This window comes from Pseudomonas sp. S3E17 (genome assembly GCF_024168685.1).
Taxonomy (GTDB): domain Bacteria; phylum Pseudomonadota; class Gammaproteobacteria; order Pseudomonadales; family Pseudomonadaceae; genus Aquipseudomonas; species Aquipseudomonas marginalis.
In genome coordinates this window covers 2,485,826-2,510,601 of the sequence record NZ_JALJWE010000001.1, presented here as the reverse complement: position 1 = coordinate 2,510,601, position 24,776 = coordinate 2,485,826, and the positions used below count along the sequence as shown (strand labels likewise).

Here is a 24,776-nt window from a genome sequence, read left to right as displayed (position 1 = left end):
AGGAATACACCATGCCCATCGTTGCCAAATCCTATGACCTGATTGACACGCCCGGCGCGGTGCGCCAGGCCCGTGTGTCCACACCGATCAAAGCCCTGCAGGTGGTGCCCGCGCGACACCCCTGGCGCTGGGCCGGGTCGATCTTTGCCGCGCTGGTGCTGCTCGCCATCGGGCATTCCCTGGCCACCAACCCGCGCTGGGAGTGGGGCGTGTTCGGCCAGTGGTTCTTCTCGCCGTCGGTGCTGCGTGGCCTCGGCCAGACCCTGTTGCTGACGCTGCTGAGCACGGTGTTCAGCGCCATCCTCGGCACTGCGCTGGCGTTGGCGCGGCTGTCGGGCTCGCCGCTGCTGGCGGCGCTGGCCTGGGGTTACATCTGGTTTTTCCGCTCGATGCCGGCGCTGCTGGTGCTGATCATCCTCTACAACTTCGCCTACCTGTACGACCACATTGTCCTCGGTGTGCCGTTTACCGGGGTGGTGTTCGCCGAGTGGTCGACGGTGGACGTGCTCAGCCAATTCACCGTGGCCGTACTGGGCCTGAGCCTGATGCAGGCGGCGTACGCGGCGGAGATCATTCGCGGCGGCCTGATCGGTGTGGATGCCGGCCAGCATGAAGCGGCGGCGGCCCTGGGCCTGCCGGCCTCGCGGCGCATCTTCCGGATCATCCTGCCCCAGGCGCTGCGCTCGATCCTGCCGTCGGGGTTCAATGAAATCATTGGCCTGGTCAAGGGCACCTCCATCGTCTACGTGTTGGCCCTGCCGGAGCTGTTCTACACCGTGCAGGTCATCTACAACCGCACCCAGGCGGTGATCCCGCTGCTGATCGTCGCCACCGTCTGGTACCTGATCATCACCACCGTGCTCACCAGCGCCCAGTACTACGTCGAGCGGCATTTCGCCCGGGGTACGGCCAGGGTGCTGCCGCCTACGCCGTGGCAACGCGTGCGCCGCTGGCTGAAGGAGAACACCCATGAGTGAAGCCCGCGCCGGCCGTATCCAGATCCAGGGCGTGGGCAAGCGCTTTGGCAATCAACAGGTGTTGAAAGACATCGACCTGACCATCGATCCAGGCAAGGTCACGGTGATTCTCGGGCCGTCCGGCTCGGGCAAGTCCACCTTGCTGCGCACCATCAACCACCTGGAAAAGATCGACAGCGGGCACATCACCATCGACGGTGAATACGTCGGCTATCGACGCAAGGGCGACCTGCTTTACGAGCTCAAGGAACGCGAGATTCTCAAGCGCCGTATCGACGTCGGTTTTGTGTTCCAGAACTTCAACCTGTTCCCGCACCTCACCGCCTGGGAAAACGTCGCCGAGGCGCCGCTGGCGCACAAGCGCTGGAGCAAGGCCGAAGCCCAGGCCAAGGCCACCGCACTGTTGGCCAAGGTCGGCCTGGCGGACAAGGTCGATGCCTACCCACGCCAGCTTTCCGGCGGCCAGCAACAGCGCGTCGCCATTGCCCGCGCACTGGCGCTGGACCCCAAGGTGCTGCTGTTCGATGAACCTACCTCGGCCCTCGACCCGGAGCTGGTGGGCGAAGTACTCGACGTGATCAAGGGCCTGACCCAGCTGGGCGTGACCCTGGTGATCGTCACCCACGAAATCGGTTTTGCCCGCGAAGTGGCCGACCACGTGGTGTTCCTCTGCGACGGCGAGTTGATCGAAGAGGGCCCGCCCGAACAGATTTTCCGCCAACCCCGACATCCCCGCACCGTGGCCTTTCTCGGCAAGGTGCTTTAGTTCAAGGAGTGACTGCCCATGTTCATCAACACCACCCGCGTGGCCCTGCTGGCGCTGGCCGTCAGTGCTGCGCAAAGCGCATTCGCCGTGCAACAGGTCGACCTCAGCCCCGACCGCCCACGCATCCATGTGCCGCGTAACGAAGCGGCGATTGCGCAGATCCCGCCGGGCTTCAAGTTTGCCCAGCCGGGCAAGTTCACCGTGGCCGTGTCCGGCGTGGCCGGGCCGCCGCTGGCGCTGCTGGCCAGCGACGACAAGACCACCATCGGCAGCGAAGCCGACACCGCGCAACTGGTGGCCGATAGCCTCGGCCTGCAACTCAATGTGGTGCAGACCAGCTGGGAAGACTGGCCCCTGGGCGTCAGCTCGGGCAAGTACGACGCGGTGATCAGCAACGTCACCGTGACCGAGGCGCGCAAGAAGCGCTTTGACTTCGCCACCTATCGCCAGGATGTGCTCGGCTTCTACGTCAAGACCACCAGCAAGATCAGCGAGATCAAGCAGGCAGCCGATATTGCCGGGCTGAAGATCATCGTCGGCTCCGGCACCAACCAGGAAAAAGTCCTGCTGGCCTGGAACGAGGCCAACGAAAAGGCCGGTCTCAAGCCAGCGCTGTTGCAGTACTTCGACGACCAGGCCGCCGCGCAACTGGCGGTGCAGTCGGGGCGCAGCGATGCGCTGTTCGGGCCCAACTCGGTGTACGCCTATTCGGCGGCGATCACCGGCGGCATCAAGCGCGTCGGCACGGTGAACGGTGGTTGGCCATTGCAGGCGGACATTGCCGTGACCACCCGCAAGGACAACGGCCTGGTCAAGCCGATCCACACCGCCCTGGAAGGCGCGATTGCCGGCGGCCAGTACGCGCAGGTGCTGCAACGCTGGGGCCTGGATGTGGAGCGCGTCGACAAGTCGCTGATCAACCCACCGGGCCTGCCGGATTAAGGAGCAATCGACATGGGACTGACACGACGTGAAGCGTTGTCGAGCATCGCGGCGGTAGGCGGCGAAAAGGCCGTCAAGGATGCGCTGGCGGTACTCGGCCTGGGGCCGTCATCGCACCGCCGACCGCAACCGTTGAAACTCAAGGACGGCCTGGGGCAGGGCACCCGCGTGCTGGTGCTGGGTGCCGGGATTGCCGGGCTGGTCACCGCCCTGGAACTGACCCGCGCCGGGTTCAGCGTACAGGTGCTGGAAGCCCGTGAGCGGGTCGGCGGTCGCACCTGGACAATCCGTCATGGCGACCGCGTGGACTACCAGGATGGCCGCACGCAGACCGCCGCGTTCGAGCCGGGGCATTACTTCAACGCCGGGCCGGCACGGATTCCCAGCCAGCACCGCACGATCCTCGATTATTGCAGTGAGCTGGGCGTGCCGCTGGAAGTGCTGGTCAATAGCAGCCATGGCGCCCAGGTGCGGCCGGATGTGAACCAGCCGGCCTTCACCGTCGGCCAGGCGATCAACGATGCGCGCGGGCATTTGTCCGGGTTGCTGGCCAAAGCGGTGCAGCGTGATGCCCTCGACGATGTGCTGAGCGCCGAGGAACGCACGCGCTTGCTGGCGTTTTTGCAAGTGTATGGCGACCTGTCCCAGGAGCTGGCCTTTGAGGGCACGATCCGTTCGGGGCACCTGGAATCCCCGGCACATCCCGGCGCCTTGCCCGCCAGCCGCAGCCCGTTGGCACTGGACCAACTGCTGCACCCCGAGCTGTGGGGCGCCTTGCTGCACACCGAATTCCCGGAGTTTTCGGCGACCATGTTCCAACCGGTGGGCGGCATGGACCGCATCACCGACGCCTTCTACCGGCGCGTCAGCGATCACGTGCAACTGGGCGCCCAGGTGCGCCAGATCCGTCAGTTGGAAGACGGCGTGGCCGTGACCTACCACGACCAACGCAGCGGTCGCGAGCAGGTGGTGCGCGCCGACTATCTGGTCTCGACCTTGCCGCTGCCGCTGCTGGCCAAGCTCGACACCGACTTCAGCGACCCGATCAAGGCCGCCTTGCTCAGCACCCGCAGCGACCAGGCGACCAAAGTGGCGTGGCAGTCCCCACGCTTCTGGGAAACCGACTACCGCACCTACGGCGGCCTGTCGTGGATCGAACACCCGGCGCGCCTGCTCTGGTACCCGAGCAACGACCTCAACACCCGCGAGGGCCTGCTGGTGGCCGGCTACGTGACCGGGGAGGGCGCCGATGTGTTTGGTGCGCGACCGTTCGACCAGCAGTACGCCACCTCCAAGGAGGCCGTGGAGTTGCTGCATCCGGGCTATTCCAAACACCTGCGCCACCCGCTGGCGGTGTCCTGGGAACAGATCCCCTTCAGCGAAGGCCCGTGGCTGCAACGCGAACACTTCCCCGCCGATGCCAGCGCCTTGCTCGAACAGGGCCACGGCCGCGTGTACTTCGCCGGCGACGGCCTGGTGCAAAGCGGGGTGGGCATCTGGCAGGAATCGGCGGCCAACTCGGCGCGGCATGTGGTCGCGCAACTGGCTGAACGCGTGACCCAACAACGACAGGTCGCGGCACTCGCCGCCTCTTAAGGAGACACACCATGAGCGACAGCATTCAACGCACCAGCGTCGGCGATTTCCCGATCTCGCAGACCGTCACCGTACCGGCGTCCGCCAGCCTGATCTTTGTCAGCGGGACCTTGCCGGACCTGGTTGATCCAACGGTTCCCGGGGTGTTTGGCAACACCGAAGTGCAGACGGTTTCGGTGTTCAACAAGCTGCGCCAGATCCTGCGCCAGCAAGACCTGGACCTGGGCGATATCGTGCAGTTACGGGTATTCCTGGTCGGCGCCGAGGAAACGGGCGGCAAGCTGGATTTCGCCGGGTTGCAGCGTGGGTATACGCAGTTCTTCGGCACCCCCGAGCAGCCGAACAAGCCTGCACGTACCGCGTTGCAGGTCGTGGCGTTGCCATTGCCCGGTGCACTGGTGGAAATCGAAGCCATCGCCGCCAGGACGGCGTGACAATCCCTCGCAAGTAACTCCCCTCCAGCCCCCTCGCAACCGCTTCGGGGCTTCGGCGTGACTGCGCCGAACGCCCCGGCGGGCGCCTGCCAGACAGCGTTTCCAACCTTCCTGAAGCCCCTCCCGCACAAAGATAAATCTTGTATTTAAACGCCTGCGACGTATTATCCAAGCAATGTCTTGTGTATATACCTGAGGCTGGATTTCCCTTTCGGCAAATACGGAGGTTTGAATGACTGTGGAGGCAGGGTTACTGGGTCACTCGATGTCAGTGTTCCTGGGCGTACAGGCCGTTGGCTTGAGCCTGTGGCTGAGCATTGCGGTGCTTAACAACTGGCAAGCGTTTCGCAGCTCGGTAGGCGCGGTAGGCGCAACCATGGCCATGGAGCCGTTGCGCCAGAGCCCCGCCATCGATATTCCCTTGCTGGTGCGGGCCGTGCGTTCACCCCGTTTGCACCAACTGGCGCTGCTGGTGGTGCTGGCCCTGCAATTGGTCGCCGCGCTCGCGGCCTGGACCGGCAGTTATCAGTTGATCCTCGGCGACGGCCTGCTGTCGGCACGGCCCTGGCTCAACCTCGCCCTGAGTGCGTTTTCGGCGTTTGTCTTCGCCATGTTGCTGGGGGGCTTGTGGTTCGGCTACTGGATTCGCCAGGAGGGGTTGCAACTGACTCACCTGGTGCTGTCGATCTGGGCGGTACTGGCTTTCTTCCTGTTCAACCACAGCTGGCTGTGAACCGCGCGTAACGTACTCATCGTGATAAGGACGTCCATGAACAACAAGAAGATAACCAGCCTGGTGTTGATTCCGGTGGCGGTCATCGCGGTGGTGATGATGTCGCGCGCGCCGTCCCAGGCCCAATCCGCCGACGCCCCCGCCAGCGCCTTGACCAAGGTGGCCCTGGGGGCGGTGCAATTGCGCCCGGCCAATGTGTATTTCGCCGGCGTCGGTGAGCTGGAAGCGGCCTCCCAGGTGCAGGTTTCCGCCGAGGCAGGTGGGCGGGTCACCTTGATCAACTTCGAGTCGGGCCGCCAGGTCAAGGCCGGCGAGGTGCTGGTCAAACTCAACGATGCCCCGGAGCAGGCCGAGCAATTGCGGCTGCAGGCCCAGGTGCGCAATGCCGAGATCATCCGCAAGCGGGTGACAGGGCTGGTCAGGGAAAACGCCGCGACCCAGGAACAGCTCGATAACGCCCGGGCCGCCCATGACATGGCCCTGGGCGAGTTGAAAAAAGTCCAGGCACTGATTGCCCAGAAGACTATCCGCGCACCCTTCGCCGGGGTGCTGGGGATTCGCCAGGTCAACGAAGGGCAGTACCTCAATGTCGGCGACCGCATCGTCAGCCTGGTCAATACCCAGGTGCTCTATGTCAATTTCTCCCTGGATGAGCAGCTCAGCCGCCGCCTGGTCGTCGGGCAAACCGTGGGCGTGCTGATCGACGCCTACCCTGACCGGGTGTTCAAGGCGCGGATCAGTGCCGTCGACCCGATGATCGGCCGCTCACGCACGGTGCAGGTGCAGGCCACGCTGGAGAGCCCGGACGCCCCCCTCAAGCCGGGCATGTACGCCAGCGTCAAAGTGGCCGATACCGAGGTGGCCGATGTGCTCACCGTGCCGGAAACGGCGGTGGCCTATACCGCCTATGGCGATACCGTTTTTCTCGCCCGCCCGGATAAGGGCGCCACGCTGGTGGTCAAGCGGGTGGCGGTGAAAATCGGCCAGCGCCAGGACGGTTGGGTCCAGATCCAGGAAGGCTTGCACGAGGGTGACCAGGTGGTGACCTCCGGGCAACTCAAGCTCAGTGACGGCATGGCGGTGCAGGCGACCGATGACACCCTGGCCCTGCCTGCGTCCAAACCGCCTGTGACGGGCATCTGATTCTTCGCCCAGAGAACGCTCATGACTTTCACCGATATTTTCGTTCGGCGGCCGGTGCTCGCGCTTGTCGTCAGTATTCTGATCCTGCTGCTGGGGATCATGTCCTTGTTGCAGCTGCCGATCCGCCAGTACCCGATGCTGGAAAGCTCCACCATCACCGTGACCACCGAATACCCCGGCGCGTCATCCGACCTGATGCAAGGCTTCGTCACTCAACCGATTGCCCAGGCGGTGTCATCGGTGGAAGGTGTGGATTACCTGTCGAGCTCGTCGGTGCAGGGGCGCAGCGTGGTCACGGTGCGCATGGAGCTCAACCGTGACTCGACCCAGGCCCTCACGGAAGTCATGGCCAAGGTCAACCAGGTGCGTTTCCGGCTGCCGGAGCAGGCCTATGACCCGGTGATCGAACGCTCGTCCGGCGAGTCGACGGCGGTGGCCTATATCGGGTTCTCCAGCCCGACCCTGTCGACCCCGGCCTTGACCGATTACCTGGCGCGGGTGGTGGAGCCGGTGATGAGCACCATCGAGGGCGTGGCCAAGGTCCAGGTGTTCGGCGGGCAAACCCTGGCGATGCGCCTGTGGATCGACCCCGCACGGCTGGCCGCGCGCGGCCTGACCGCCGCCGATGTGGCCGACGCGGTGCGCCGCAACAACTACCAGGCGGCGCCGGGCAAGGTCAAAGGCCTGTTCGTGGTCGCCAACCTGCGGGTCAATACCGACCTGACCAACGTCAATGAATTTCGCGATTTGGTGCTGCGCAACGATGGCAACGGCCTGGTGCGCCTGAAGGATGTCGGCACCGTGGAGCTGGGCGCGGCGTCCAGCGAAACCAGCGCCACCATGGACGGCGTTTCGGCCGTGCACCTGGGGTTGTTCCCGACGCCCGGCGGCAACCCGCTGGTGATCGTCGACGGTATCAAGAAACTCCTGCCGGACGTGCGCAAGACCCTGCCGCCAGACGTCAAGGCCGAGCTGGCGTTTGAAACCGCGCGCTTTATCCAGACCTCCATCGACGAGGTGATGAAGACCCTGCTCGAGGCCTTGCTGATCGTGGTGATCGTCATCTACCTGTGCCTGGGGTCGTTGCGCACGGTACTGATTCCGGTGGTGACCATCCCCTTGTCGATGCTGGGGGCCGCGGCGCTGATGCTGGCGTTCGGTTTCAGCCTCAACCTGTTGACGCTGCTGGCGATGGTGCTGGCCGTGGGGCTGGTGGTGGACGATGCGATTGTGGTGGTGGAGAACGTGCACCGGCATATCGAGGAGGGCAAGACCCCGGTGGCGGCCGCCCTGATCGGTGCGCGGGAAGTGGCGGGGCCGGTGATCGCCATGACCATTACCCTGGCGGCGGTGTATGCGCCTATCGGCATGATGGGCGGCCTCACGGGGGCGTTGTTTCGGGAGTTCGCCCTGACCCTGGCCGGCGCGGTGATCGTGTCCGGCGTGGTGGCGCTGACGTTGTCGCCGGTCATGAGCTCGTTCCTGCTGCAGTCCAAGCAATCGGAAGGGCGCATGGCACACCTGGCCAACCGTTTCTTCGACGGCCTGGCTCTGCGTTATGCCAAGGTACTGGACCTGTCGCTGCGGCATCGCTGGCTCAGCGGGCTGTTTGCCTTGCTGGTGATGATCAGCCTGCCGTGGCTGTACCAGTTGCCGCAGCGGGAGCTGGCGCCCACCGAGGACCAGGCCGGGCTGCTCACCGCCATCAAGGCGCCGCAACATGCCAACCTGGAATACGTCGAGCGCTTTTCCGCCAAGCTGAATGAAGTCTATGGGCGCCTGCCGGAAACCGTCAGCACCTGGATCATCAATGGCAGCGACGGCATCGCCTCGAGCATTGGCGGCATCAACCTGACGTTGTGGGGCGAGCGCGAGCGCACCGCCGCGCAGATCCAGGTCGACCTGCAGGCGGCCACCAACGATGTGGAAGGCACCAGCATCTTTGCCTTCCAGTTGCCTGCCTTGCCGGGCTCCACCGGTGGCCTGCCGGTGCAACTGGTGCTGCGCAGCTCCCAGGATTACCGCGTGCTGTACGAAACCATGGAGCAGATCAAGCAGAAGGCCCGCGACAGTGGGTTGTTCGCCGTGGTCGACAGTGACCTGGACTACAACAACCCGGTGGTACAGGTGCGGGTGGACCGGGCCAAGGCCAACAGCCTGGGGATCCGCATGCAGGACATCGGCGAATCGCTGGCGGTGCTGGTGGGGGAAAACTACCTCAACCGCTTTGGCCTGGAGGGCCGCTCCTATGATGTGATTGCCCAGAGTCCGGGCAGTGAGCGACTGACGCCCGAAGCCCTGACCCGCCAGTATGTGCGCACGGAAGACGGCACACTGATTCCGCTGTCGACGGTGATCCAGGTGTCCGAGCACGTCGAACCCAACAAGCTGACCCAGTTCAACCAGCAGAACGCCGCGACCTTCCAGGGCGTGCCGGCGGCCGGCGTCACCCTGGGCGACGCCGTGGCGTTCCTGGAAGGCGTCACCGCCGAGTTGCCCGTAGGGTTCAGCTACGACTGGCAATCCGATGCGCGGCAGTACACCCAGGAAGGCAATGCGCTGCTGCTGGCGTTCCTGGCGGCGGTGATCGTGATCTACCTGGTCCTGGCGGCGCAGTACGAAAGCCTGATGGACCCGCTGATCATCCTGATCACCGTGCCGCTGTCCATCAGCGGCGCGCTGATTCCCCTGGCGCTGGGCTACGCCACGATCAATATCTACACCCAGATCGGTCTGGTGACCCTGATCGGGCTGATCAGCAAGCACGGCATCCTGATGGTCGAGTTCGCCAACGCCCTGCAGGCCCAGGAACACCTCGACCGTTCCGAGGCGATACGCAAGGCCGCGCAGATTCGCTTGCGGCCGATCCTGATGACGACGGCGGCCATGGTGGTCGGCCTGGTGCCGCTGCTGTTCGCCTCGGGTGCCGGGGCCAACAGCCGCTATGGCCTGGGGGTGGTAATTGTATCGGGCATGCTGATCGGTACCTGCTTCACCCTGTTCGTGCTGCCGACGGTCTACACCCTGCTGGCCCGCAAGCATTCCCTGGCGGCCGCGACCCCACGGGCCCAGTCCCTGGCGCAAACCCTGAGGAGTGAACCATGAAGCCCGGCAAAACTGTCACCACCGTGCTGGCGCTGACGCTGCTCAACGGCTGCATGGTCGGGCCGCATTACGAAAAGCCCGTAACCCCGCCGATCAGCCTGGTCACCGCGCAAAAGGCCTTGTTCGCCCAACAGGCGCCCGTGCAGGCCCAGTGGTGGTCGTTTTTTGACGACGCCGAGCTCGATCGCCTGATCGACACGGCGCTGGCGCATAACCATGACATCCGCCAGGCCCAGGCCAACCTGTTGGCCTCCCGTGCGGTGTTCGATGACCGCCGGCTCGACCAGTATCCCGGCGTCACCGCCCGTACCGCCTATGGCCGCAGCCTGGAGCAGCAGTTGCCGTTCGACGGTGGGCCACCGGAGCGGATGCTGTCGCAGACCTATCGCGCCGGCTTTGATGTGCAGTGGGAGATCGATGTGTTCGGGCGTTTGCAACGCCTGACCGCCTCGGCCATGGCGCGTTCCCAGGCAGCCCAGGCGGACCTGGCGCTGATGCAGTTGAGCATCGCTGCCGACGTGGCGCGTTATTACTACGAGCAGCAAGGCTTGAGCCGCAGCCTGGAAGTGGCCCAGGCCCAGGTCAGTGCCTGGCGCGAAACGCTCACGCTGACCAGCGCCCAGGTGCGCGCCGGCAGTGGCCAATTCGAGGATCAGCAAAACGCCCATGCCAACCTGCTGCTCAGTGAGGCGGCGATTCCACCGTTGCTGACACGGATCCAGGAAACCGGTTATCGCCTGGACGTCTTGACCGGCCAGCCACCGCGTCAACAGCAGGCCCTGGCCAAGGCGCATTTCCTCGCGCCCCTGGCCCGGCAACTGCCCTTGGGCGATGTCGACCAGTTGATCCGCAATCGTCCGGATGTGGTCAGCGCCGAACGCCTGCTGGCTGCCAGCACCGAAGAGGTCGGCGCCGCCACGGCGGACTTGTACCCACGCCTGAACCTGGGCGGTTTCATTGGCTTCTTCGCCCTGCGCGGCGGCGACCTGGGCAGCGCGTCCCGCGCGTATGAGCTGGCGCCGTCGGTGGACTGGCCGGCGTTTCGCCTGGGCAACGTGCGCGCACGCCTGCGCGGTTCCCAGGCCCAGGCCGAAGGTGCCCTGGCGCGCTATCAACAGTCGCTGCTCAAGGCCCAGGAAGATGTGGAAAATGCGCTGATGCGTCTGGCGCAGGACCAGACCCGCCTGGGCGCGTTGCTGGCGTCCGCCACCCATGCCGAGCAGGCGATCGACATCGCCAGCAAACGCTACCGCAGCGGTTCGGGCACCTACATGGCGGTGCTGGAAAACCAGCGCGCGTTTTTCCTGATCAAGAAGGACGTGGCCGATGCCGAGACGGCGTCCTACCTCAACGCCATCGCGTTATACAAGGCGCTGGGCTGGGGCAGTGGCGGTGCGCAGCAGGCTCAATCAGCGGACAAGCCATTGGCCAGCAACTGAGCCTTGAGATCGGGCCGGTAGTTACGTGCATACGTGCGGCCCACGGTGCTTGACCAGGACTGGCCGTCCGCACGGCCGATGATCTGCCAATGGCGCATCAGGTGCTGGTCATAGGCACTGATCGCCGGTGCCAGCGCGGCCGGGTTGTAGCGCTCGTCGTGACGGAAGGCTTCGATGCCCATGCGCGGTTTCTGTGCCGCCGGCTCGTGCACATGACCCAGGGCCAGGCCGCACAGGGCGAAGGTCTGCTCGGGCAGCCCGAGCAGCTCGATCATCGCCTCGGCGTTGGCACGAATGCCGCCCACCGGCACCACGCCCAACCCCAATGAACGTGCGGCGATCATCAGCGTGCTGAGGATGATGCCGCCGTCGGTGCTGGCGGCGATCAGCCCTTCCAAATGCCGCTGGATCTGCTGTTGCTGGCCATTGAGCGCGGCACCGACGGCGGTCTTGTGAAAGTCCACCACCAGGGTGATAAACACCGGTGCCGACGCGATCCAGGGCTGGCCGCCGGCTATTGCCGCAATGCGTTGGCGGGTGCCTGCGTCGCGCACGACCACCACGGAAATATGCTGGGCATTGAAGGACGTCGGCGCCAGGTGGCCGGCCCGCAAGATGGCATCCAGGTGTTCGTCGCTGACGGGCGTGGGTTGGAAGCTGCGCTCGCTGCGGTGGTTGGCGAGCAAGTCGATAGTCGGCGTCATGGCCTTATTCCTTTAGGGCGGTTGGTGTAGGGCGGTCAGGTGCGCGGTTGAATGTTATAGACGCAACGCCGGTCCCCGGAGATCAGGTGTTCGCAGCGTTCGACAAGGGTGTCGTCACCCATGGCTGCACGAAATATCTGCAGCTCCGAGCGGCAGAAACCCTGGCATTTGCGCGCGGCAGCGCAGATCGGGCAATGGTTTTCGATCAGCAGCCAACCTTCACCTGCGGGTTCCATATGCGCCATATAGCCGGCGAGTTCGCGGATGCGCACCAGGATGGCGACTTTTTCTTCCAGGGATGAGGCTTGCGAACACGCCTGGACGTATTCCTGGCGGTTGGTCGCTTCCATGCTGGTGATGATTTTCTCGATGCCGTCACTGCCAAAAACGCCCTCGATGGATTCGATCAGGTGCAGGGTCAGCACACTGTGGGAATCGGGGAATTTATTCTGCGCGGTGTCCGTCAGGGCCCACTTCAACGAAGGGCGGCCGGCCCCGGAGGTGGGTGCCGAAACGCCGACGATCAGCTCCGATGTCTGCAATTTCTGGATTTGTTGCCGGGTTGCCTCAAACGTGAGTTCCAGCAGAGACGCCAGTTCGGTGGTTTTCAGCGGGCCACGGGTCTTGAGCAAAAACAGGATGCGTTCAGCGGTGGATGACTGGGTATCGTCGGCAGGTCTGGAGGTCATAAATCGCGTGTAACCATGGGGAGTGAGGGCATCACTGGAGTTCGTCGACCTTTGGCGCCATCCATTGCGTAAGGGGTAGTGGGCATGAGCATAGTCATTTTTGCTGCTCAGGAAAATAATAAATAAATGGAATCAATATGTAGTTATAAATAGCAAATAATTATAAAAGGTTTGGCTTGCTTTTGTAGGACTTACGACTAGGATCGTAGCTAGCTTTTTGGAAGCTGCTCGTAAACATTCATTTGCACACGACTCCGGACCGTTAAAAAACACGCTGCGTCCCAAGCACTCATCGCTCGCCGACGCCAGTGAAGACAAAAACATTCAAGGAAGAGAATCTGTATGAATGCGCAAAAGCCGACGACCATCTATGAGCACGCCGATGAAGTAACCGCTCTGTCCAGCGTGGTCGACCTGGTAAAACTCTCCGACCAGTATCGACAATCCGCCATCCTTCACTTCGCCGTGGCGCAGCACCTTTTCGATCACACCGCCCGCCCGGCTACCGCCAAGGCGATCAGCCAGCAATTGGGCTGGGTGCCCAACAAGGCGAAGATCTTTCTCAATGGCCTGGTCGCCCTGGGCCTGTTGAAAAAGTCCGCCGACACCTATACCAACCAGCCCCTGGCCGAGCGTTTCCTGGTCAGCCGCAGCGCCGAGTTCATCGGCCCGATCATTGCCCACCAGCGCTTGCAGTGGCAGAACTGGCCACGCCTCGGGGAAATCCTGAGCAGCGCCGAGTCCATGGATTTCCAGCAGGAGAACCGCTTCAAGCACGACATCGCCGCACGTGATGCCTTCAACGATGCGATGGTGCGCTTCAGTCAACCCATGGTCGATGTGCTCAAGGAATTGCCGGTGTTCGATACCGCCAGCAAGGTCATCGACCTGGCCGGTGGACACGGCACCTATATCGCCGAAATCGCTCGGCGGCACCCTCAGGTCCAGGGCGAAATCTGGGACCTGGCCGCCACGCGCCAGTCCGCCGAAAGCACCGTCGAGAAGTACCAGTTGGCGGGGCGCCTGACGTTCAAGGAACGTAACCTGCTGGACCTGGCCCGCTACGAAGGTGAAAGCGCCGACGTGATCATGGTCAATGATTGCCTGCACTATTTCACCCGCGAAGAAACCAGCACGCTGATCCGCTCGGCGGCCCAATTGGTCAACGACGGCGGTTCGTTGCTGGTGCTGAGCATGACCCTGGAAGACGATGAAATTCACCCGGCGCTGTCGGCGGATTTCTCCCTGCACATGATGGTCAACACGGTGCACGGCGAACTGCATCCCACCCGCTGGATCGCCGAACAGATGGTTGCCCAGGGCTTTGAGGTGGTCCAGGAGCCTATCGGGCGCTACAGCCTGTTGATCGGTCGCCGCACTGAGGGGAGGGTTGCCTGATGCTGCGCTTTATTACCTTGTACAGCTCCGACACGGCCGCACGTCTGAACGGTTTTCTCGAGCCGTTGAACACCTGCGCGAAAGCCGCCGGTTTTGAACTGTGCGCGGCCGTTGAAGGCGCGCAGTTACCCCAGGCCGACGGGTTTATCCTGCTGGTGTCGGCGGCAGACAGCCTCGATACCCTCACTGCCCGGCTCGCGGCATTGGCCGATGGCTACCACAACAAGGCGGTCAGCATCGTGCGCCTTGCCGAAGGCAGCGCCGGGCAACCTGCCGGCGATCCGCTGAACGCGGCATTGCTGCAACGCACGGCCTGTTTCATTTACCCCCATGGCCTGGCGATCACTGACGCGGGCGTATCCACGGACACGGTGAAAAACTGGCTGGCCGGTTTCTCCAAATTCGCCGCCGCGATCAAAATGTGGCGGTCCCTGGAAGGCGTATCCATCGAGGCGGCCGCGCTGGAATCCCAGCGTCCGCAACTGACCCACATCAACATCCTCACCCGTAACCTGGAAGCCTCCCAGGCGTTTTATCGCGACATCTTCGGCGCCCACTATTGCTACAACCTGGGGCCGCGCAAAGTGGTGATGGAGTTGAACGGGTTCGACTTCTTCATCGAACACAATCCCGACTTTGTCTACCCGCCGGGCTACCACATCGGCATTCGTGCGCTGCCGGAGGATGTCAAACGCATCGCCGACAAGGTGGCTGCCGACGACAACATCACCCTGGTCAAGGGCAATGGCCCCGCGCCGGGTTATCACCACGGTCCGGACAACGTCCGCACGGCCGTGTACTTCGAAGATCCCGATGGCCTGGTGGTTGAGGTGTACTCCACCGAAATCGAGATGATCGAGACCAATCGAAGGTTGCTGCTCGACCGACTCTGATACCTGACTGATCCACACGCCGAGCGGTTTCGCGCTCGGTCGTGGATGTGTTCGCTCGGAATAAAGGTGTACCTATGACGAATCAATACGGTTGGCATTGGCCGACGCTGCCGAGCCCTTTGCCAAAGAACGTGTCTGATCGGGTATTGATGGGCTACCCGCAGGCTTACGTCGAATATGAACTGACCCGGCAGATCGCCGACGCCACCGGACAGCTGATGAGTGCGCCCATCGAGCAACTGCTGCGGGTGGTCGAGTCGGTTGCCGAACCCCTGGTGCGGCGTATCGCCGCCGGTGAAGTGCTGGGCTACAAGGGCGACCCGCGCATTGACGTGTTCAGCCCCGCCATGTGCGACGTTCCTGCCGCCCAGGTCGAGATCGGCCTGGAGCCGCAACGCGTCGATGCGGTCATGACCGCCTACGCCGGGCTGGGCCTGGACCGCAGTTGGATCGAGAAAGAAACCCCCAACCATCGGGTCGACCTGGCGAGCTTTCGCATCGGTCGCTACCCGGTCACCAACAGCGAATATCGCGCCTTCCTGCTGGATACCGGTTATCCGTTCCTGCCGACCGGCTGGGCCTTTGGCCGCTTTCCCCAGCACCAGGCCAACCACCCGGTCTATAGCGTCAGTGACGTGGATGCCGACGCCTACGCTCAATGGCTGAGCCGACGCACCGGCCGGGCGTTCGCGCTGCCCAGCGAAGCACAGTGGGAATACGCCGCGGCAGGGCCGCAGCGCTCCCAGTTTCCCTGGGGCGAAACCTTCAATGTCGAGTACGCCAACACCATCGAGTTGGGGTTGCTCACGTCGACACCCGTCGGGGTGTTCCTCGAGGGCGCCTCGATGTTTGGCGCGCTGGACATGGCCGGCAACGTGGAAGAGTACGTTGCCGACGATTATCGGGCCTATCCGGGCGGGCCTGAGATCAACGATGACCTGGTGCTGGATGTTGGTAGGCACCGGGTAGCCCGTGGAGGCAGTTTCACCCGCTTCAGGGATCTTGCGCGCAATCAGCGCCGACATGGACGTTATCCAAGACCCATCTATGTCATGGGATTCCGTTTGGTAGAAAACCACTCTGGCCAGAACGCGACACTTCCATAGAGGCTATGCCATGGACACTCCAGTAACGCTTCATACGCAAGTTCCCATCTCCATTCTTGGCGGTGAGGTCAACGCCCACTTCTACGGGTTCAAGGGCTTTGACAAGAACAATGAACACTTTGCCGTCAAAGCCGGTGAGCCCGATGCCGATGTGCCCCTGGTGCGCGTGCATTCCGAATGCATCACCGGTGATGTATTCGGTTCCCAGCGCTGCGATTGCGGCCCGCAGTTGCAGGAAGCCCTGAAGGCGCTCGATGCCGAAGGCGGCTACCTGATCTACCTGCGCCAGGAAGGTCGCGGTATCGGCCTGTATTCGAAGTTCGAAACCTACCTGCTGCAAGACGCCGGCATGGACACCTACGAGGCCAACGTGAAGCTCAACCACCCGGAAGACTCGCGCAGTTTCGCCCCGGCGGTCGCCATGCTGCGGGCCCTGGATGTGCATCGCTGCCGGCTCCTGACCAACAACCCGGACAAGGTCAAGCAGTTGCGCGATGGCGGGATCGACGTGGTCAGCTCAGTGCCGACCGGGGTGTTCCTGACCAAGCACAACCACAACTACCTGCGATCAAAAGTCAGCAAGTCGAGCCACACCATCAAGCTTTGATTTCATTCTCCAGGAAAAGGACTTTTCGATGAGACACATAGGCCCTATCAGCGGCGTCGCCGCCCATGCTGGTGAGTTCATCGCCACCGCCGGCTACGACAACCAAGTCATTCTGTGGAATGCCCAGACCGGGCATTCGATCCACCGTGTCAGCCATGACCACCTGGCCAACCAGTGCGCGTTCAGTGCCGATGGCAAGTACCTGGTGAGCGCCAGCAGCGACTACACCGCCCGCGTCTGGGAAGTTCCTAGCATGCGCCTCAAGGCCGTGCTGTCGGGGCATGACGACGACGTGGAAATGGCGGTGTTCTCGCCGGACGGTGCGTCGATCGCGACCTGCTCGCGCGATCATCAACTGCGCCTCTTCGACCTCGACGGCAACCTCAAGGGCACCTGCCGGGGGCATCAGGCCGATGTGATTTCCGTGGTCTGGTCGCCGGATGGCAAGCGCCTGATTTCCAGCAGCGACGACGGCACGGTGCGCCAGTGGGACACCAGCACCTTCGAGCAATGCGATGAAGTCGACATCGGCGGCGTCGAGACCGATACCGTCGCCATTACCCGTGCCGGCGTGGTGTTTGCCGGTGACGATGAAGGGCGCATCTCGATCATCCATGGGGGCGAGATCCGCTCCATTCCTGCCCACGATGCCGGGATCAAGCGCATTGTCTGGAATGATGAAAAACAGCTGCTGGTGACCTTGAGTTATGACCGCCTGGCGATCCTATGGCGCTTCGATGGCACCCAGCTGGAGCGCCTGCGCAGCACCAATTTGCCGAGCATCGTCTGGCCGCGCAGCTGTGCGTTCGTCGGCAGCGATGCCTTGGTGTTCGCCACCTTCGGCTCGCGCTACGCCACCTGGGATTATGAACACGATCAGTGGACCGTGGACGGCATTCAGCCGGCGGTGAGTATCAACGCCGTGGTGACCACCGAGGGCGGGCAATACAGCATCGGTGACGCGGGCCTGCTGTTTCGCGATAACCAGCCCGTGAGCGGCGTCGGCAGCCTGTGCAACTTCCTGCTGCCGTTCGGCCCACTGTTGCTGACCGGTGGGCAGATGGGCCAGGTGTTCGATGCCCTCAGCGGGCGCCTGTTGTATCAGCATCGCTCGCCGCTCAATTGCGGCACCACGTTCCAGCGCAATGGCCAGCTTCATGCACTGATCGGAACCTACACCGGCGAAGGCCTGGTATTTGTCATCGCCGGCGATAACAGCCTGGAACTGGTGGCGTCGATCCCGATGCACGACAACGCGATCAAAGGCGTGGCCGCCAACGAGCATCACTTGTTCAGCGTGTGCGCCTCGGCCGCCGCCGCCCTGCACAGCATCAGCGACTTCAGTTGCGCGCGGCATATCGAAAATGCCCACACGCGTATCTCCAACGGTTGCTGCCGGGTCGACGGCGGTTTCGCCAGCATTGGTCGCGACCTGAAACTGCGCCTGTGGCTGGAGTCCGGTGACGAGGTCTATGACACGCCACACCGCAATTCCATCAAGTGCATTTGTGCCTCGGCCGACGGGGAAGTGATTGCCACCGCGAACTACAGCGGCACCATCGCGCTGTTCGACTTGCCCAGCCGTTCCTGGCAGCAAGTGCAGCGTCCCACCGCCAGTGGCATCTCCTGCATCACCCACAGCGTGGCCAGCGATGACTTCCTGGCCAGTTCCTACGATGGCCAGATCTACGGGATTGCCACCCGTCGCGCCTCTTGACCCAAGGACTGCCTGATATGAGCAAGCAAGCGCAATTCATGGACGTATCGACGTACCGCCGGGCGCTCGACACCTCATTTGTCCACCGCTACAGCCATGGTGAAGATGAGTGGTCCTGGGACATCGGCATGGCCAAGGCCGCCCGGGTCTTCCTCGAGGCACTGGGGCCGACGCCGGACCAGCACATCCTCGACGTGGGCGTCGGCCGTGCGCGGGATGCCTCGGAGTTCATCCTGGCAGGACACCGGGTGACCGGCCTGGACATCGTCGAGAATTCCAGCTGGCCGCTGCTGCGCAAACGCTGGGGCGAGCGTCTCAGCCTGGTGTGCAGCGCCCTGCAGGATTGGCAGCCACCGGCGGGGGAGGCGTTTGACGGTGTACTCGACAATGGCTGCTTCCATCACCAGCATCCGGATGAGTGGAGCCGTTACCTGGCCAATATCCGCCAGTACGCGCGCCCTGGCGCGCTGATCGGGCTCAACGTCTTCGGCGTCGACGCGAGCAACCCGGAGCCGGGCTGGCGCGAGATGGATAACCAGCGTCAAGGTTATTTCTTCACCGAACAGGGTGTGCGCGACACCCTGGAAGCGTTTGGTTTCACCTGGCAGGACCTGGTGGTAATCGAGCGTCAGCACGGCGAGGCGGTGTACCTGTTGGCGCTGGTTCGCACATGAGCCTGGCGCTGGCGCGCGACATGCACTTCATGCGGCTCGCCCTGAAACTGGCCGACCGCGGCGCCTTTACCACGGCGCCGAACCCGCGGGTCGGTTGCGTGATCGCCAAGGGCGACCTGCTGCTTGGCCAGGGCTGGCACGAGTGGGCGGGGCAGGCACACGCCGAAGTCAATGCCCTGCGCGAGGCGGGCGTCGATGCGCGGGGCGCCACCGCCTATGTCACCCTGGAGCCGTGCGGCGGTCATGGGCGCACGCCGCCCTGTGCCGACGGGTTGATCAGGGCCGGCGTGGCGCGAGTGGTGATCGCCAGTGTCGACCGCTCCCAGCATGAGCATCATGGCATTGAGCGGCTTGAGGCGGCGGGTGTGCTGGTCGAACACTTGCCGTGTCCGGAGGCGCGCGAGTTGAACCAGGGGTTTTTCTCGCGTACCGAGCGCAAGCGGCCGTGGCTGAGGGTCAAGCTGGCCATGAGCCTGGACGGGCGCACGGCCCTGGGTAACGGGCAATCCAAATGGATCACTTCGCCCGAGGCCCGGGACGATGTGCAAGTGTGGCGCGCCCGGGCCTGCGCGGTGCTCACCGGCAGCGGCACGCTGCTGGCGGACAACCCGCGCCTGACGGTGCGCCTGCCCGACCCGCACGCGGCGTTTTCCGTTCCGCTGCGGGTGGTGCTCGACCAGCATCTCAAGGGCGATGCCCAGGCCCATGTGCTGGATGGTGCGGCACCGACCCTGGTGTTTCATGGGCCCGGCGTCCAGCCGGCGCATCCACCCCCTGCGGGTGTGCGTTTCCGGCAGGTCGGGGTGGACGGCGAAGGGCTTGACCTGCGAGAGGTCATGACGGTCCTGGCTGAGGAAGGGTGCAACGAGGTCCAGGTCGAGGCCGGCCCGGTATTGTGTGGCGCCTTTGCGGCGGCGGGCCTGGTGGATGAATGGCTGGTCTACATCGCCCCGCTGTTCCTGGGCAGTGATGCACGGCCGTTGCTGGCGCTGGATGGCTTGACCGATCTGGGCCAGGCGCAACCCTTGTCGATCATCGAGCAGTGCCTGGTGGGGGCGGACATCCGGGTGCGATTGCGCCCGGTCGCCGCCCCGGCGTGATTATTTGCGGCAGGTCAAACCGATCTGCAGGCTGTTGCGCTCGAACAGCTGCCAGTACCCCGTACCCATGGTGGTGCGGCTGTGTTCGCTGATCAGCGGGGCGACCCAGGTGAGCTGGTTGAAACCGGCTACCCGTGCGGCTTCTTCGTACACGCCTTGCTCCCAGCGGTAGTAGGTAAACGGTGCGGGGGGCGATGACATGAATTGCGCATTGCAGCGAAACCCGCCGGCGACCGGGGTTTCATCGAACACCTCAATCCCGTAGCGGGTGAAATTGCCTTTTTGCAGTTCGAACGACGGGTTGGCGGTGTAGGCCACCAATTGGCCGCCGGGCTTCAGGTTGTCGGCGGCCGACTGAAACATCTTGCTCAGTTCGTCGACACTGCTGGCATAGTTGAACAGCCAGGCCGCCGTCACCATGTCGTAGGCGCCGATACGGCCCATCTTCGCCACATCCCGCACTTCGTAGGCGATACCGTCGTTGGCTTGCCGCGCCTGGTAAATCATGTTTTCGGAAATATCCACGCCATGTACCTTGGCCGCCCCCCAGTCCTTCAACTGGCGACTGAAGAAGCCATGCCCACACGCCAGGTCCAGGATATGCAGGCCCTCGATATTACCGACCATGCTGCGGAAGGTGTCGACCTCGACCTTGCGCTGAGAGGCCCTGGCGGTGAAATCCTCGAACTGTTCACTGATGCGTTCGTACACTTCTTTGGATTCTTTCATCTGCATGCCACTCCTTCGAATATGCGGGCTGGGGGATGTGCAAGCCTTGGCATTTTTATGCAAGGTATGACTTGCGATATTAGGCCTAACGCCTCGATTTAACAAACGGCTTGGTGGGCGGTGCGCCTCGATCGGGTCAGCCTGCTGATAGGCGCGCGCTGGGTTAATTATGCGTTTGTGGAATATATTCTATTATTTTGATCATTATTTTTAATGATTAGCATAGATCCACAAAGCATTTCACAAGCCTGTCGATGGGCCTTATGGTCCTCCTCCACAGGTCAGCGTCGCTGCCATCCACGGAGGAATATCGTGATGTCCCATTTACCCCGGCAACTCAGGTTCGGTGCCATCCTCACCGGCGTCGGCACCGCGCAAAACGAATGGTTGCACCCGCAAATCCCCGGCGATGCCAGTGTGGACATCAATTGGTACCGCACCCAGGCGCAACAGGCGGAAGCAGCGAAGTTCGACCTGGTGTTCATCGTCGACAGCCCCTACATCACCCCGGATTCGGCACCGCATTTTCTCAACCGCCTGGAGCCGCTGACCCTGCTCTCGGCCGTGGCCGGCGCCACCTCGAAGATCGGCCTGGTGGCCACCCTGACCACGTCCTATACCGAACCCTTCAACGTCGCCCGCCAGTTTGCCTCCCTGGACCTGATCAGCGGCGGCCGCGCCGGCTGGAACGTGGTCACCACCGGCCTCGAAGGCGCGGCCGGCAACTTCGGCCGTGAGCAGCATATCGACCACACCGAGCGCTATCGCCGCGCGGCCGAGCACCTGGAGGTGGTGCAGGGGCTGTGGGATTCCTACGAGGACGACGCCTTCGTGCGCGACAAGGCCAGCGGCGTGTTCCTCGACCCACAACGCCAGCATCGCCTGGATCACCATGGCGAGTTCTTCTCGGTGACCGGGCCGTTGAATATCGCACGCTCAGCCCAAGGCCAGCCGGTGATTTTCCAGGCGGGTATTTCCGAATCCGGACGCAGCCTGGCGGCCAACTATGCCGAGGGCATTTTTGCCGGCGTGGGTAATTTCGAGGACGCCCAGGCCTACTACCGCGACATCAAACAACGCACCGCCGCCGCCGGACGCAACCCCGACCACGTGACCATCCTGCCGGGCATTTCGCCGATCATTGCCGACACCGACGAACAGGCCCAGGCCATCGACCGCGAACGCAATGGCGAGCTGGATCTGAACAAGGCCCTGGTGCAGTTGGGGCGGCCGTTCAACTACCACGACTTCAGCCAGTACCCGCTGGACGAACCCTTCCCGGACCTGGGCGACCTGGGCAGCAACGGCTATCGCGGGCATGCCGAAAACATCAAGCAAGTCGCCCGCGACCAGCGCCTGACACTGCGCGAGGCGGCGTTGCGTTTTGCCAAGCCGTTTTCCAGCTTTGTCGGCTCGCCCAAGACCGTGGCCGACGAGATCGAACGCTGGTTTGTCGAAGGTGCGGTGGATGGGTTCAATATCCACGTCGGCGCGCCGGATGACTTTGCGCGGTTTACCGACCAGGTGCTGCCATTGTTGCGCGAGCGTGGGTTGTTTCGCCGTGAGTACAGCCACAGCACGTTGCGTGGGCATCTGGGCTTGCCGGTGCCGGTGAATCGGCATACGGCGGCAAGGAGCGAGGCGGCCTGAGGGTCACCACCATTTCCAGCGGCCCTGTTGTTTCAGGGTCGCGATAATGGCTAGGCGTTTGTGGCGTAACTCCACCGACTTTTGCCGCAGTTCGCGGTAGCGGTTGCTGTTGAGAATGAGCAGGCCGACAAGTGGGCAGAGCAGGGCCAGTGCATAGAGATAGGTATTGGGGCGCCAGAGAATGGCGGGTAGGGATATCAGCAGGCAAAGGAGGTAGATCGCGACGTTTATCCATACCCAATGGATGCGGCCGTAGAGCACTTCGTATTTGGCCAGGGCGAATACTGCGCCCAAGCCCGCGGCACTGAAAAAGCATATCTTGGCGACAAACTCTACGGAGTGAGTCGGCAAATACGTAAGCATCGCCAAGATCGTTGTCAACGCTATCGAGAAACATCCTGCCAATGCATCACCTCCAATCACGGGCATGAACCGCTTGAGGAGTTGCCAAGGATCCTCAATAAAGAGTGATGAGTAATATTGGCCTTTTATCTTCCGTTGTTGGCTCACTGGTTAACTTCCTCGTAGATGCCCAACGCCAGAGTTCTTATGTTTCCAGGGACTGTACTGCTGGTAAAGCCGAGCAAGGCCGCAGCTATATCCATTTTGTGCGCGGCAGTTGCACGCTGCATTTGAATAGCGCTGATACGTTTGGCCACATTGCCGGAGGCTTTTTCCAGCTTGAGCAACTTGGTCGTTAGTCTTGGATCTCGGATTTTAAGCAGCTCATTATTCAATTTTGTCCGTTCTTGCCGTGTCATCCCTCTAAGCACTTGCCTAGCTGTTTTTCCGGTTACTTTTGTGGTCGTTGTGACGACTTTCACGGTGACGAATGCCGAGCTGGCAACACCCATCAAAGCAATACCGTCCAACACTGCTGTTGCGGCCTCATACCACGTCTCGTTATCCAAGTAGTCATTAACCTCTGGAAAGGCTAACTCCGATGCTGTACGTAAAGCGCCACCGATGCATTGAACTGTACTTGCAACGGCAGCAGCTTTACCGATAAACGAAATTATCGAGCTAGCCCCAGCTGTAAAAGGCATCAGTGCAGTCCCACTCGCAATGACCATCCAACTCAACACTACTCCGGTGCATGCAATTGCCGTATTTATAGCTTCCACCGCCAACCTCGACTCCCGAGGCTCATGCTCCAACATCCGCTTGAACTCCACCGGCCCCACATACCTCGGCGGTTCCCGCAGCACCACCTTGATCGGCCGCACACTGCAAATCGCCTGGAACTCACGCAGTACCACCACGTTGAAATCCCCATCGATATACACCACCCCCGCGCCGATCAACGTCGGGTCGGCGTCTATGGCGAAAAACAACCGCCGCAGGTCGAGGCTGCTTTCAATGCGTTGACGTGTAGTGCGGTGGGCCGAGGGGAATCCATCCTTGAACAGGGCGACGGTCATTCCTGAACTCCTTTTTTTGGGAGTTGAGAGAGTAAAGACGCCACGACTGGGATGAGTGTCGGAAGCTTCGCCATTTGCAGTCGGGCACTTCCTGATGCGACTTTGACGTCTTGTAGGCCTGCTCCCGATTGAGGAAAAGTGCGCCCCACGTCACTTCCGGCGGACCACAGGACAAGGAGCCAACATGGCAGTCGATATGTTTTTGAAACTGGGCGATATCAAGGGTGAATCGCGGGACCAGGCCCATCGTGACGAGATCGACATTACCAACTGGGGCTGGGGTTTATCGCAAACGGGCTCGATGCATTCCGGCACGGGAGGCGGCTCGGGCAAGGCCGACTTTGCCAACCTGAACCTGACCAAACCCCTGGATAAATCCAGCCCCAACCTGATGATGGCCTGCGCCAGCGGCAAGCATTACCCTGAAGCCAAATTGGTGGTGCGCAAGGCCGGCGGAGCCAGCCCGGTGGAATATCTGGTGATCACCTTGAAGGAGGTCATGGTGGTGTCCTACAGCACCCGCGCTGAAACGGCCGATGATGTGTTGTACGACAGCATCGCCTTGAACTTCGCCACCGTCGACGTCAGCTATCAGCCGCAGAAGGCCGATGGTGCCAAGGACGGCGGGCCGGTGAAGTTTGGCTGGAATATCCGGCAGAACGTCAAGGTGTGATGCGCTGAGAGGGCATAGGTATCCACACAACCTTTCAAACCCTGACACATCTCTCTGTGGTGAGCGGGCTTGTCCCGCGCTGGGCTGCGAAGCAGCCCCAAAACCAGCCTCTACAGAGTGTCTGATACACCGCGTTCTTCTTGACTGGGGCTGCTTCGCAGCCCAGCGCGGGACAAGCCCGCTCACCACAAGAATGCGGTCGCCTGAAATTGTTTATGCAAGACTCAAGATTTTAGAGTGAAAATTTAACCCTTTAAAATCAATAAGTTATTTTGATCTT

Annotated in this window: 23 protein-coding genes; 18 read left to right on the top strand and 5 right to left on the bottom strand. The window is 62.5% G+C overall.

Annotated features, from left to right (window positions below):
- The first annotated feature begins 11 nt into the window (after positions 1-11).
- From J3D60_RS10900 to J3D60_RS10860, 9 genes are all read left to right on the top strand, one after another.
- Positions 12-977 carry an amino acid ABC transporter permease gene (locus J3D60_RS10900; protein ID WP_065940305.1) on the top strand — a complete coding sequence of 322 codons (966 nt, stop codon included), beginning with the start codon at positions 12-14 and terminating at the stop codon, positions 975-977.
- On the top strand, positions 970-1,743 hold the full coding sequence (locus J3D60_RS10895; protein WP_253491407.1) for an amino acid ABC transporter ATP-binding protein: 774 nt from the start codon (positions 970-972) through the stop codon (positions 1,741-1,743). The genes J3D60_RS10900 and J3D60_RS10895 overlap by 8 nt, the downstream gene beginning before the upstream one ends.
- An 18-nt stretch (positions 1,744-1,761) precedes the next feature.
- Positions 1,762-2,685 (top strand): ABC transporter substrate-binding protein, encoded by a 924-nt coding sequence (locus tag J3D60_RS10890; RefSeq protein WP_115486969.1) that lies wholly within the window; start codon positions 1,762-1,764, stop codon positions 2,683-2,685.
- A gap of 12 nt (positions 2,686-2,697) precedes the next feature.
- Positions 2,698-4,281, top strand: coding sequence for an FAD-dependent oxidoreductase (locus J3D60_RS10885; protein WP_253491406.1), 1,584 nt, complete (start codon positions 2,698-2,700; stop codon positions 4,279-4,281).
- An 11-nt stretch (positions 4,282-4,292) separates the two neighbouring features.
- A complete protein-coding gene (locus tag J3D60_RS10880; RefSeq protein ID WP_027607428.1) occupies positions 4,293-4,715 on the top strand; it encodes a RidA family protein in 423 nt (140 codons plus the stop codon).
- Between the two features lie 232 nt (positions 4,716-4,947).
- The gene (locus J3D60_RS10875; RefSeq protein WP_065940302.1) at positions 4,948-5,448 is read left to right on the top strand and encodes a DUF2165 family protein; all 501 of its coding nucleotides are present in this window, start codon (positions 4,948-4,950) and stop codon (positions 5,446-5,448) included.
- Positions 5,449-5,484: 36 nt separating this feature from the next.
- Positions 5,485-6,591, top strand: coding sequence for an efflux RND transporter periplasmic adaptor subunit (locus J3D60_RS10870; protein WP_065940301.1), 1,107 nt, complete (start codon positions 5,485-5,487; stop codon positions 6,589-6,591).
- Positions 6,592-6,612: 21 nt separating this feature from the next.
- Positions 6,613-9,696, top strand: a complete 3,084-nt coding sequence (locus J3D60_RS10865) for a MexW/MexI family multidrug efflux RND transporter permease subunit (protein WP_065940300.1) — start codon at positions 6,613-6,615, stop codon at positions 9,694-9,696.
- Positions 9,693-11,135 (top strand): efflux transporter outer membrane subunit, encoded by a 1,443-nt coding sequence (locus tag J3D60_RS10860; protein ID WP_253491405.1) that lies wholly within the window; start codon positions 9,693-9,695, stop codon positions 11,133-11,135. The genes J3D60_RS10865 and J3D60_RS10860 overlap by 4 nt, the downstream gene beginning before the upstream one ends.
- Here the strand turns inward: J3D60_RS10860 and J3D60_RS10855 are convergent.
- Both J3D60_RS10855 and J3D60_RS10850 read right to left on the bottom strand, forming a co-directional pair.
- Positions 11,102-11,839, bottom strand: a complete 738-nt coding sequence (locus J3D60_RS10855; RefSeq protein WP_027607433.1) for a nitroreductase family protein — start codon at positions 11,837-11,839, stop codon at positions 11,102-11,104. The two genes, J3D60_RS10860 and J3D60_RS10855, sit on opposite strands and share 34 nt — an antisense overlap.
- A 35-nt stretch (positions 11,840-11,874) precedes the next feature.
- Positions 11,875-12,528 carry a metalloregulator ArsR/SmtB family transcription factor gene (locus J3D60_RS10850; protein ID WP_065940298.1) on the bottom strand — a complete coding sequence of 218 codons (654 nt, stop codon included), beginning with the start codon at positions 12,526-12,528 and terminating at the stop codon, positions 11,875-11,877.
- Positions 12,529-12,870: 342 nt separating this feature from the next.
- On the opposite strand from J3D60_RS10850, the gene J3D60_RS10845 reads away from it, so the two are divergent.
- The 7 genes from J3D60_RS10845 to ribD all read left to right on the top strand — a co-directional run bounded on the left by J3D60_RS10845 (position 12,871) and on the right by ribD (position 20,023).
- On the top strand, positions 12,871-13,926 hold the full coding sequence (locus J3D60_RS10845) for a class I SAM-dependent methyltransferase (protein WP_115486974.1): 1,056 nt from the start codon (positions 12,871-12,873) through the stop codon (positions 13,924-13,926).
- On the top strand, positions 13,926-14,819 hold the full coding sequence (locus J3D60_RS10840) for a VOC family protein (RefSeq protein ID WP_027607436.1): 894 nt from the start codon (positions 13,926-13,928) through the stop codon (positions 14,817-14,819). Before J3D60_RS10845 ends, J3D60_RS10840 begins: the two co-directional genes overlap by 1 nt.
- A 74-nt stretch (positions 14,820-14,893) precedes the next feature.
- Positions 14,894-15,925 (top strand): SUMF1/EgtB/PvdO family nonheme iron enzyme, encoded by a 1,032-nt coding sequence (locus tag J3D60_RS10835; RefSeq protein WP_027607437.1) that lies wholly within the window; start codon positions 14,894-14,896, stop codon positions 15,923-15,925.
- 10 nt (positions 15,926-15,935) lie between these two features.
- A complete protein-coding gene (gene ribA, locus J3D60_RS10830) occupies positions 15,936-16,532 on the top strand; it encodes a GTP cyclohydrolase II RibA (protein ID WP_065940295.1) in 597 nt (198 codons plus the stop codon).
- A 28-nt stretch (positions 16,533-16,560) separates the two neighbouring features.
- Entirely contained in the window at positions 16,561-18,249 is a 1,689-nt protein-coding gene (locus J3D60_RS10825) for a WD40 repeat domain-containing protein (protein ID WP_065940294.1), read from the top strand.
- A gap of 17 nt (positions 18,250-18,266) precedes the next feature.
- The gene (locus tag J3D60_RS10820; RefSeq protein ID WP_253491404.1) at positions 18,267-18,923 is read left to right on the top strand and encodes a cyclopropane-fatty-acyl-phospholipid synthase family protein; all 657 of its coding nucleotides are present in this window, start codon (positions 18,267-18,269) and stop codon (positions 18,921-18,923) included.
- The gene (ribD, locus tag J3D60_RS10815; protein WP_253491402.1) at positions 18,920-20,023 is read left to right on the top strand and encodes a bifunctional diaminohydroxyphosphoribosylaminopyrimidine deaminase/5-amino-6-(5-phosphoribosylamino)uracil reductase RibD; all 1,104 of its coding nucleotides are present in this window, start codon (positions 18,920-18,922) and stop codon (positions 20,021-20,023) included. Before J3D60_RS10820 ends, ribD begins: the two co-directional genes overlap by 4 nt.
- Here the strand turns inward: ribD and J3D60_RS10810 are convergent, their stop codons facing one another.
- On the bottom strand, positions 20,024-20,752 hold the full coding sequence (locus tag J3D60_RS10810) for a trans-aconitate 2-methyltransferase (protein ID WP_253491401.1): 729 nt from the start codon (positions 20,750-20,752) through the stop codon (positions 20,024-20,026).
- Between the two features lie 315 nt (positions 20,753-21,067).
- Between J3D60_RS10810 and J3D60_RS10805 the strand changes: the two genes are divergently transcribed.
- Positions 21,068-22,402: an LLM class flavin-dependent oxidoreductase gene (locus J3D60_RS10805; RefSeq protein WP_065940292.1), complete on the top strand. Its 1,335-nt coding sequence runs from the start codon at positions 21,068-21,070 to the stop codon at positions 22,400-22,402.
- A 3-nt stretch (positions 22,403-22,405) separates the two neighbouring features.
- On the opposite strand, the gene J3D60_RS10800 is transcribed toward J3D60_RS10805, so the two are convergent.
- Both J3D60_RS10800 and J3D60_RS10795 read right to left on the bottom strand, forming a co-directional pair.
- A complete protein-coding gene (locus J3D60_RS10800; protein WP_253491400.1) occupies positions 22,406-22,912 on the bottom strand; it encodes a hypothetical protein in 507 nt (168 codons plus the stop codon).
- Entirely contained in the window at positions 22,909-23,823 is a 915-nt protein-coding gene (locus J3D60_RS10795; RefSeq protein ID WP_253491399.1) for an NAD synthetase, read from the bottom strand. The genes J3D60_RS10800 and J3D60_RS10795 overlap by 4 nt, the downstream gene beginning before the upstream one ends.
- A gap of 184 nt (positions 23,824-24,007) precedes the next feature.
- Between J3D60_RS10795 and J3D60_RS10790 the strand changes: the two genes are divergently transcribed.
- Positions 24,008-24,496 (top strand): type VI secretion system tube protein Hcp, encoded by a 489-nt coding sequence (locus J3D60_RS10790; protein WP_115486980.1) that lies wholly within the window; start codon positions 24,008-24,010, stop codon positions 24,494-24,496.
- The last annotated feature ends 280 nt before the right edge of the window (positions 24,497-24,776 follow it).

Excerpts from the sequence above, each read along its gene's own strand:
- ribD (WP_253491402.1), top strand. The coding sequence starts at position 18,920 with ATGAGCCTGGCGCTGGCGCGCGACATGCACTTCATGCGGCTCGCCCTG.
- J3D60_RS10865 (WP_065940300.1), top strand. The coding sequence starts at position 6,613 with ATGACTTTCACCGATATTTTCGTTCGGCGGCCGGTGCTCGCGCTTGTC.
- J3D60_RS10880 (WP_027607428.1), top strand. The coding sequence starts at position 4,293 with ATGAGCGACAGCATTCAACGCACCAGCGTCGGCGATTTCCCGATCTCG.
- J3D60_RS10895 (WP_253491407.1), top strand. The coding sequence starts at position 970 with ATGAGTGAAGCCCGCGCCGGCCGTATCCAGATCCAGGGCGTGGGCAAG.
- J3D60_RS10795 (WP_253491399.1), bottom strand. The coding sequence starts at position 23,823 with ATGACCGTCGCCCTGTTCAAGGATGGATTCCCCTCGGCCCACCGCACT.
- J3D60_RS10890 (WP_115486969.1), top strand. The coding sequence starts at position 1,762 with ATGTTCATCAACACCACCCGCGTGGCCCTGCTGGCGCTGGCCGTCAGT.
- J3D60_RS10870 (WP_065940301.1), top strand. The coding sequence starts at position 5,485 with ATGAACAACAAGAAGATAACCAGCCTGGTGTTGATTCCGGTGGCGGTC.
- J3D60_RS10875 (WP_065940302.1), top strand. The coding sequence starts at position 4,948 with ATGACTGTGGAGGCAGGGTTACTGGGTCACTCGATGTCAGTGTTCCTG.
- J3D60_RS10840 (WP_027607436.1), top strand. The coding sequence starts at position 13,926 with ATGCTGCGCTTTATTACCTTGTACAGCTCCGACACGGCCGCACGTCTG.
- J3D60_RS10835 (WP_027607437.1), top strand. The coding sequence starts at position 14,894 with ATGACGAATCAATACGGTTGGCATTGGCCGACGCTGCCGAGCCCTTTG.
- J3D60_RS10860 (WP_253491405.1), top strand. The coding sequence starts at position 9,693 with ATGAAGCCCGGCAAAACTGTCACCACCGTGCTGGCGCTGACGCTGCTC.
- J3D60_RS10825 (WP_065940294.1), top strand. The coding sequence starts at position 16,561 with ATGAGACACATAGGCCCTATCAGCGGCGTCGCCGCCCATGCTGGTGAG.
- J3D60_RS10810 (WP_253491401.1), bottom strand. The coding sequence starts at position 20,752 with ATGAAAGAATCCAAAGAAGTGTACGAACGCATCAGTGAACAGTTCGAG.
- ribA (WP_065940295.1), top strand. The coding sequence starts at position 15,936 with ATGGACACTCCAGTAACGCTTCATACGCAAGTTCCCATCTCCATTCTT.
- J3D60_RS10855 (WP_027607433.1), bottom strand. The coding sequence starts at position 11,839 with ATGACGCCGACTATCGACTTGCTCGCCAACCACCGCAGCGAGCGCAGC.
- J3D60_RS10805 (WP_065940292.1), top strand. The coding sequence starts at position 21,068 with ATGTCCCATTTACCCCGGCAACTCAGGTTCGGTGCCATCCTCACCGGC.
- J3D60_RS10845 (WP_115486974.1), top strand. The coding sequence starts at position 12,871 with ATGAATGCGCAAAAGCCGACGACCATCTATGAGCACGCCGATGAAGTA.
- J3D60_RS10900 (WP_065940305.1), top strand. The coding sequence starts at position 12 with ATGCCCATCGTTGCCAAATCCTATGACCTGATTGACACGCCCGGCGCG.
- J3D60_RS10790 (WP_115486980.1), top strand. The coding sequence starts at position 24,008 with ATGGCAGTCGATATGTTTTTGAAACTGGGCGATATCAAGGGTGAATCG.
- J3D60_RS10850 (WP_065940298.1), bottom strand. The coding sequence starts at position 12,528 with ATGACCTCCAGACCTGCCGACGATACCCAGTCATCCACCGCTGAACGC.
- J3D60_RS10820 (WP_253491404.1), top strand. The coding sequence starts at position 18,267 with ATGAGCAAGCAAGCGCAATTCATGGACGTATCGACGTACCGCCGGGCG.
- J3D60_RS10885 (WP_253491406.1), top strand. The coding sequence starts at position 2,698 with ATGGGACTGACACGACGTGAAGCGTTGTCGAGCATCGCGGCGGTAGGC.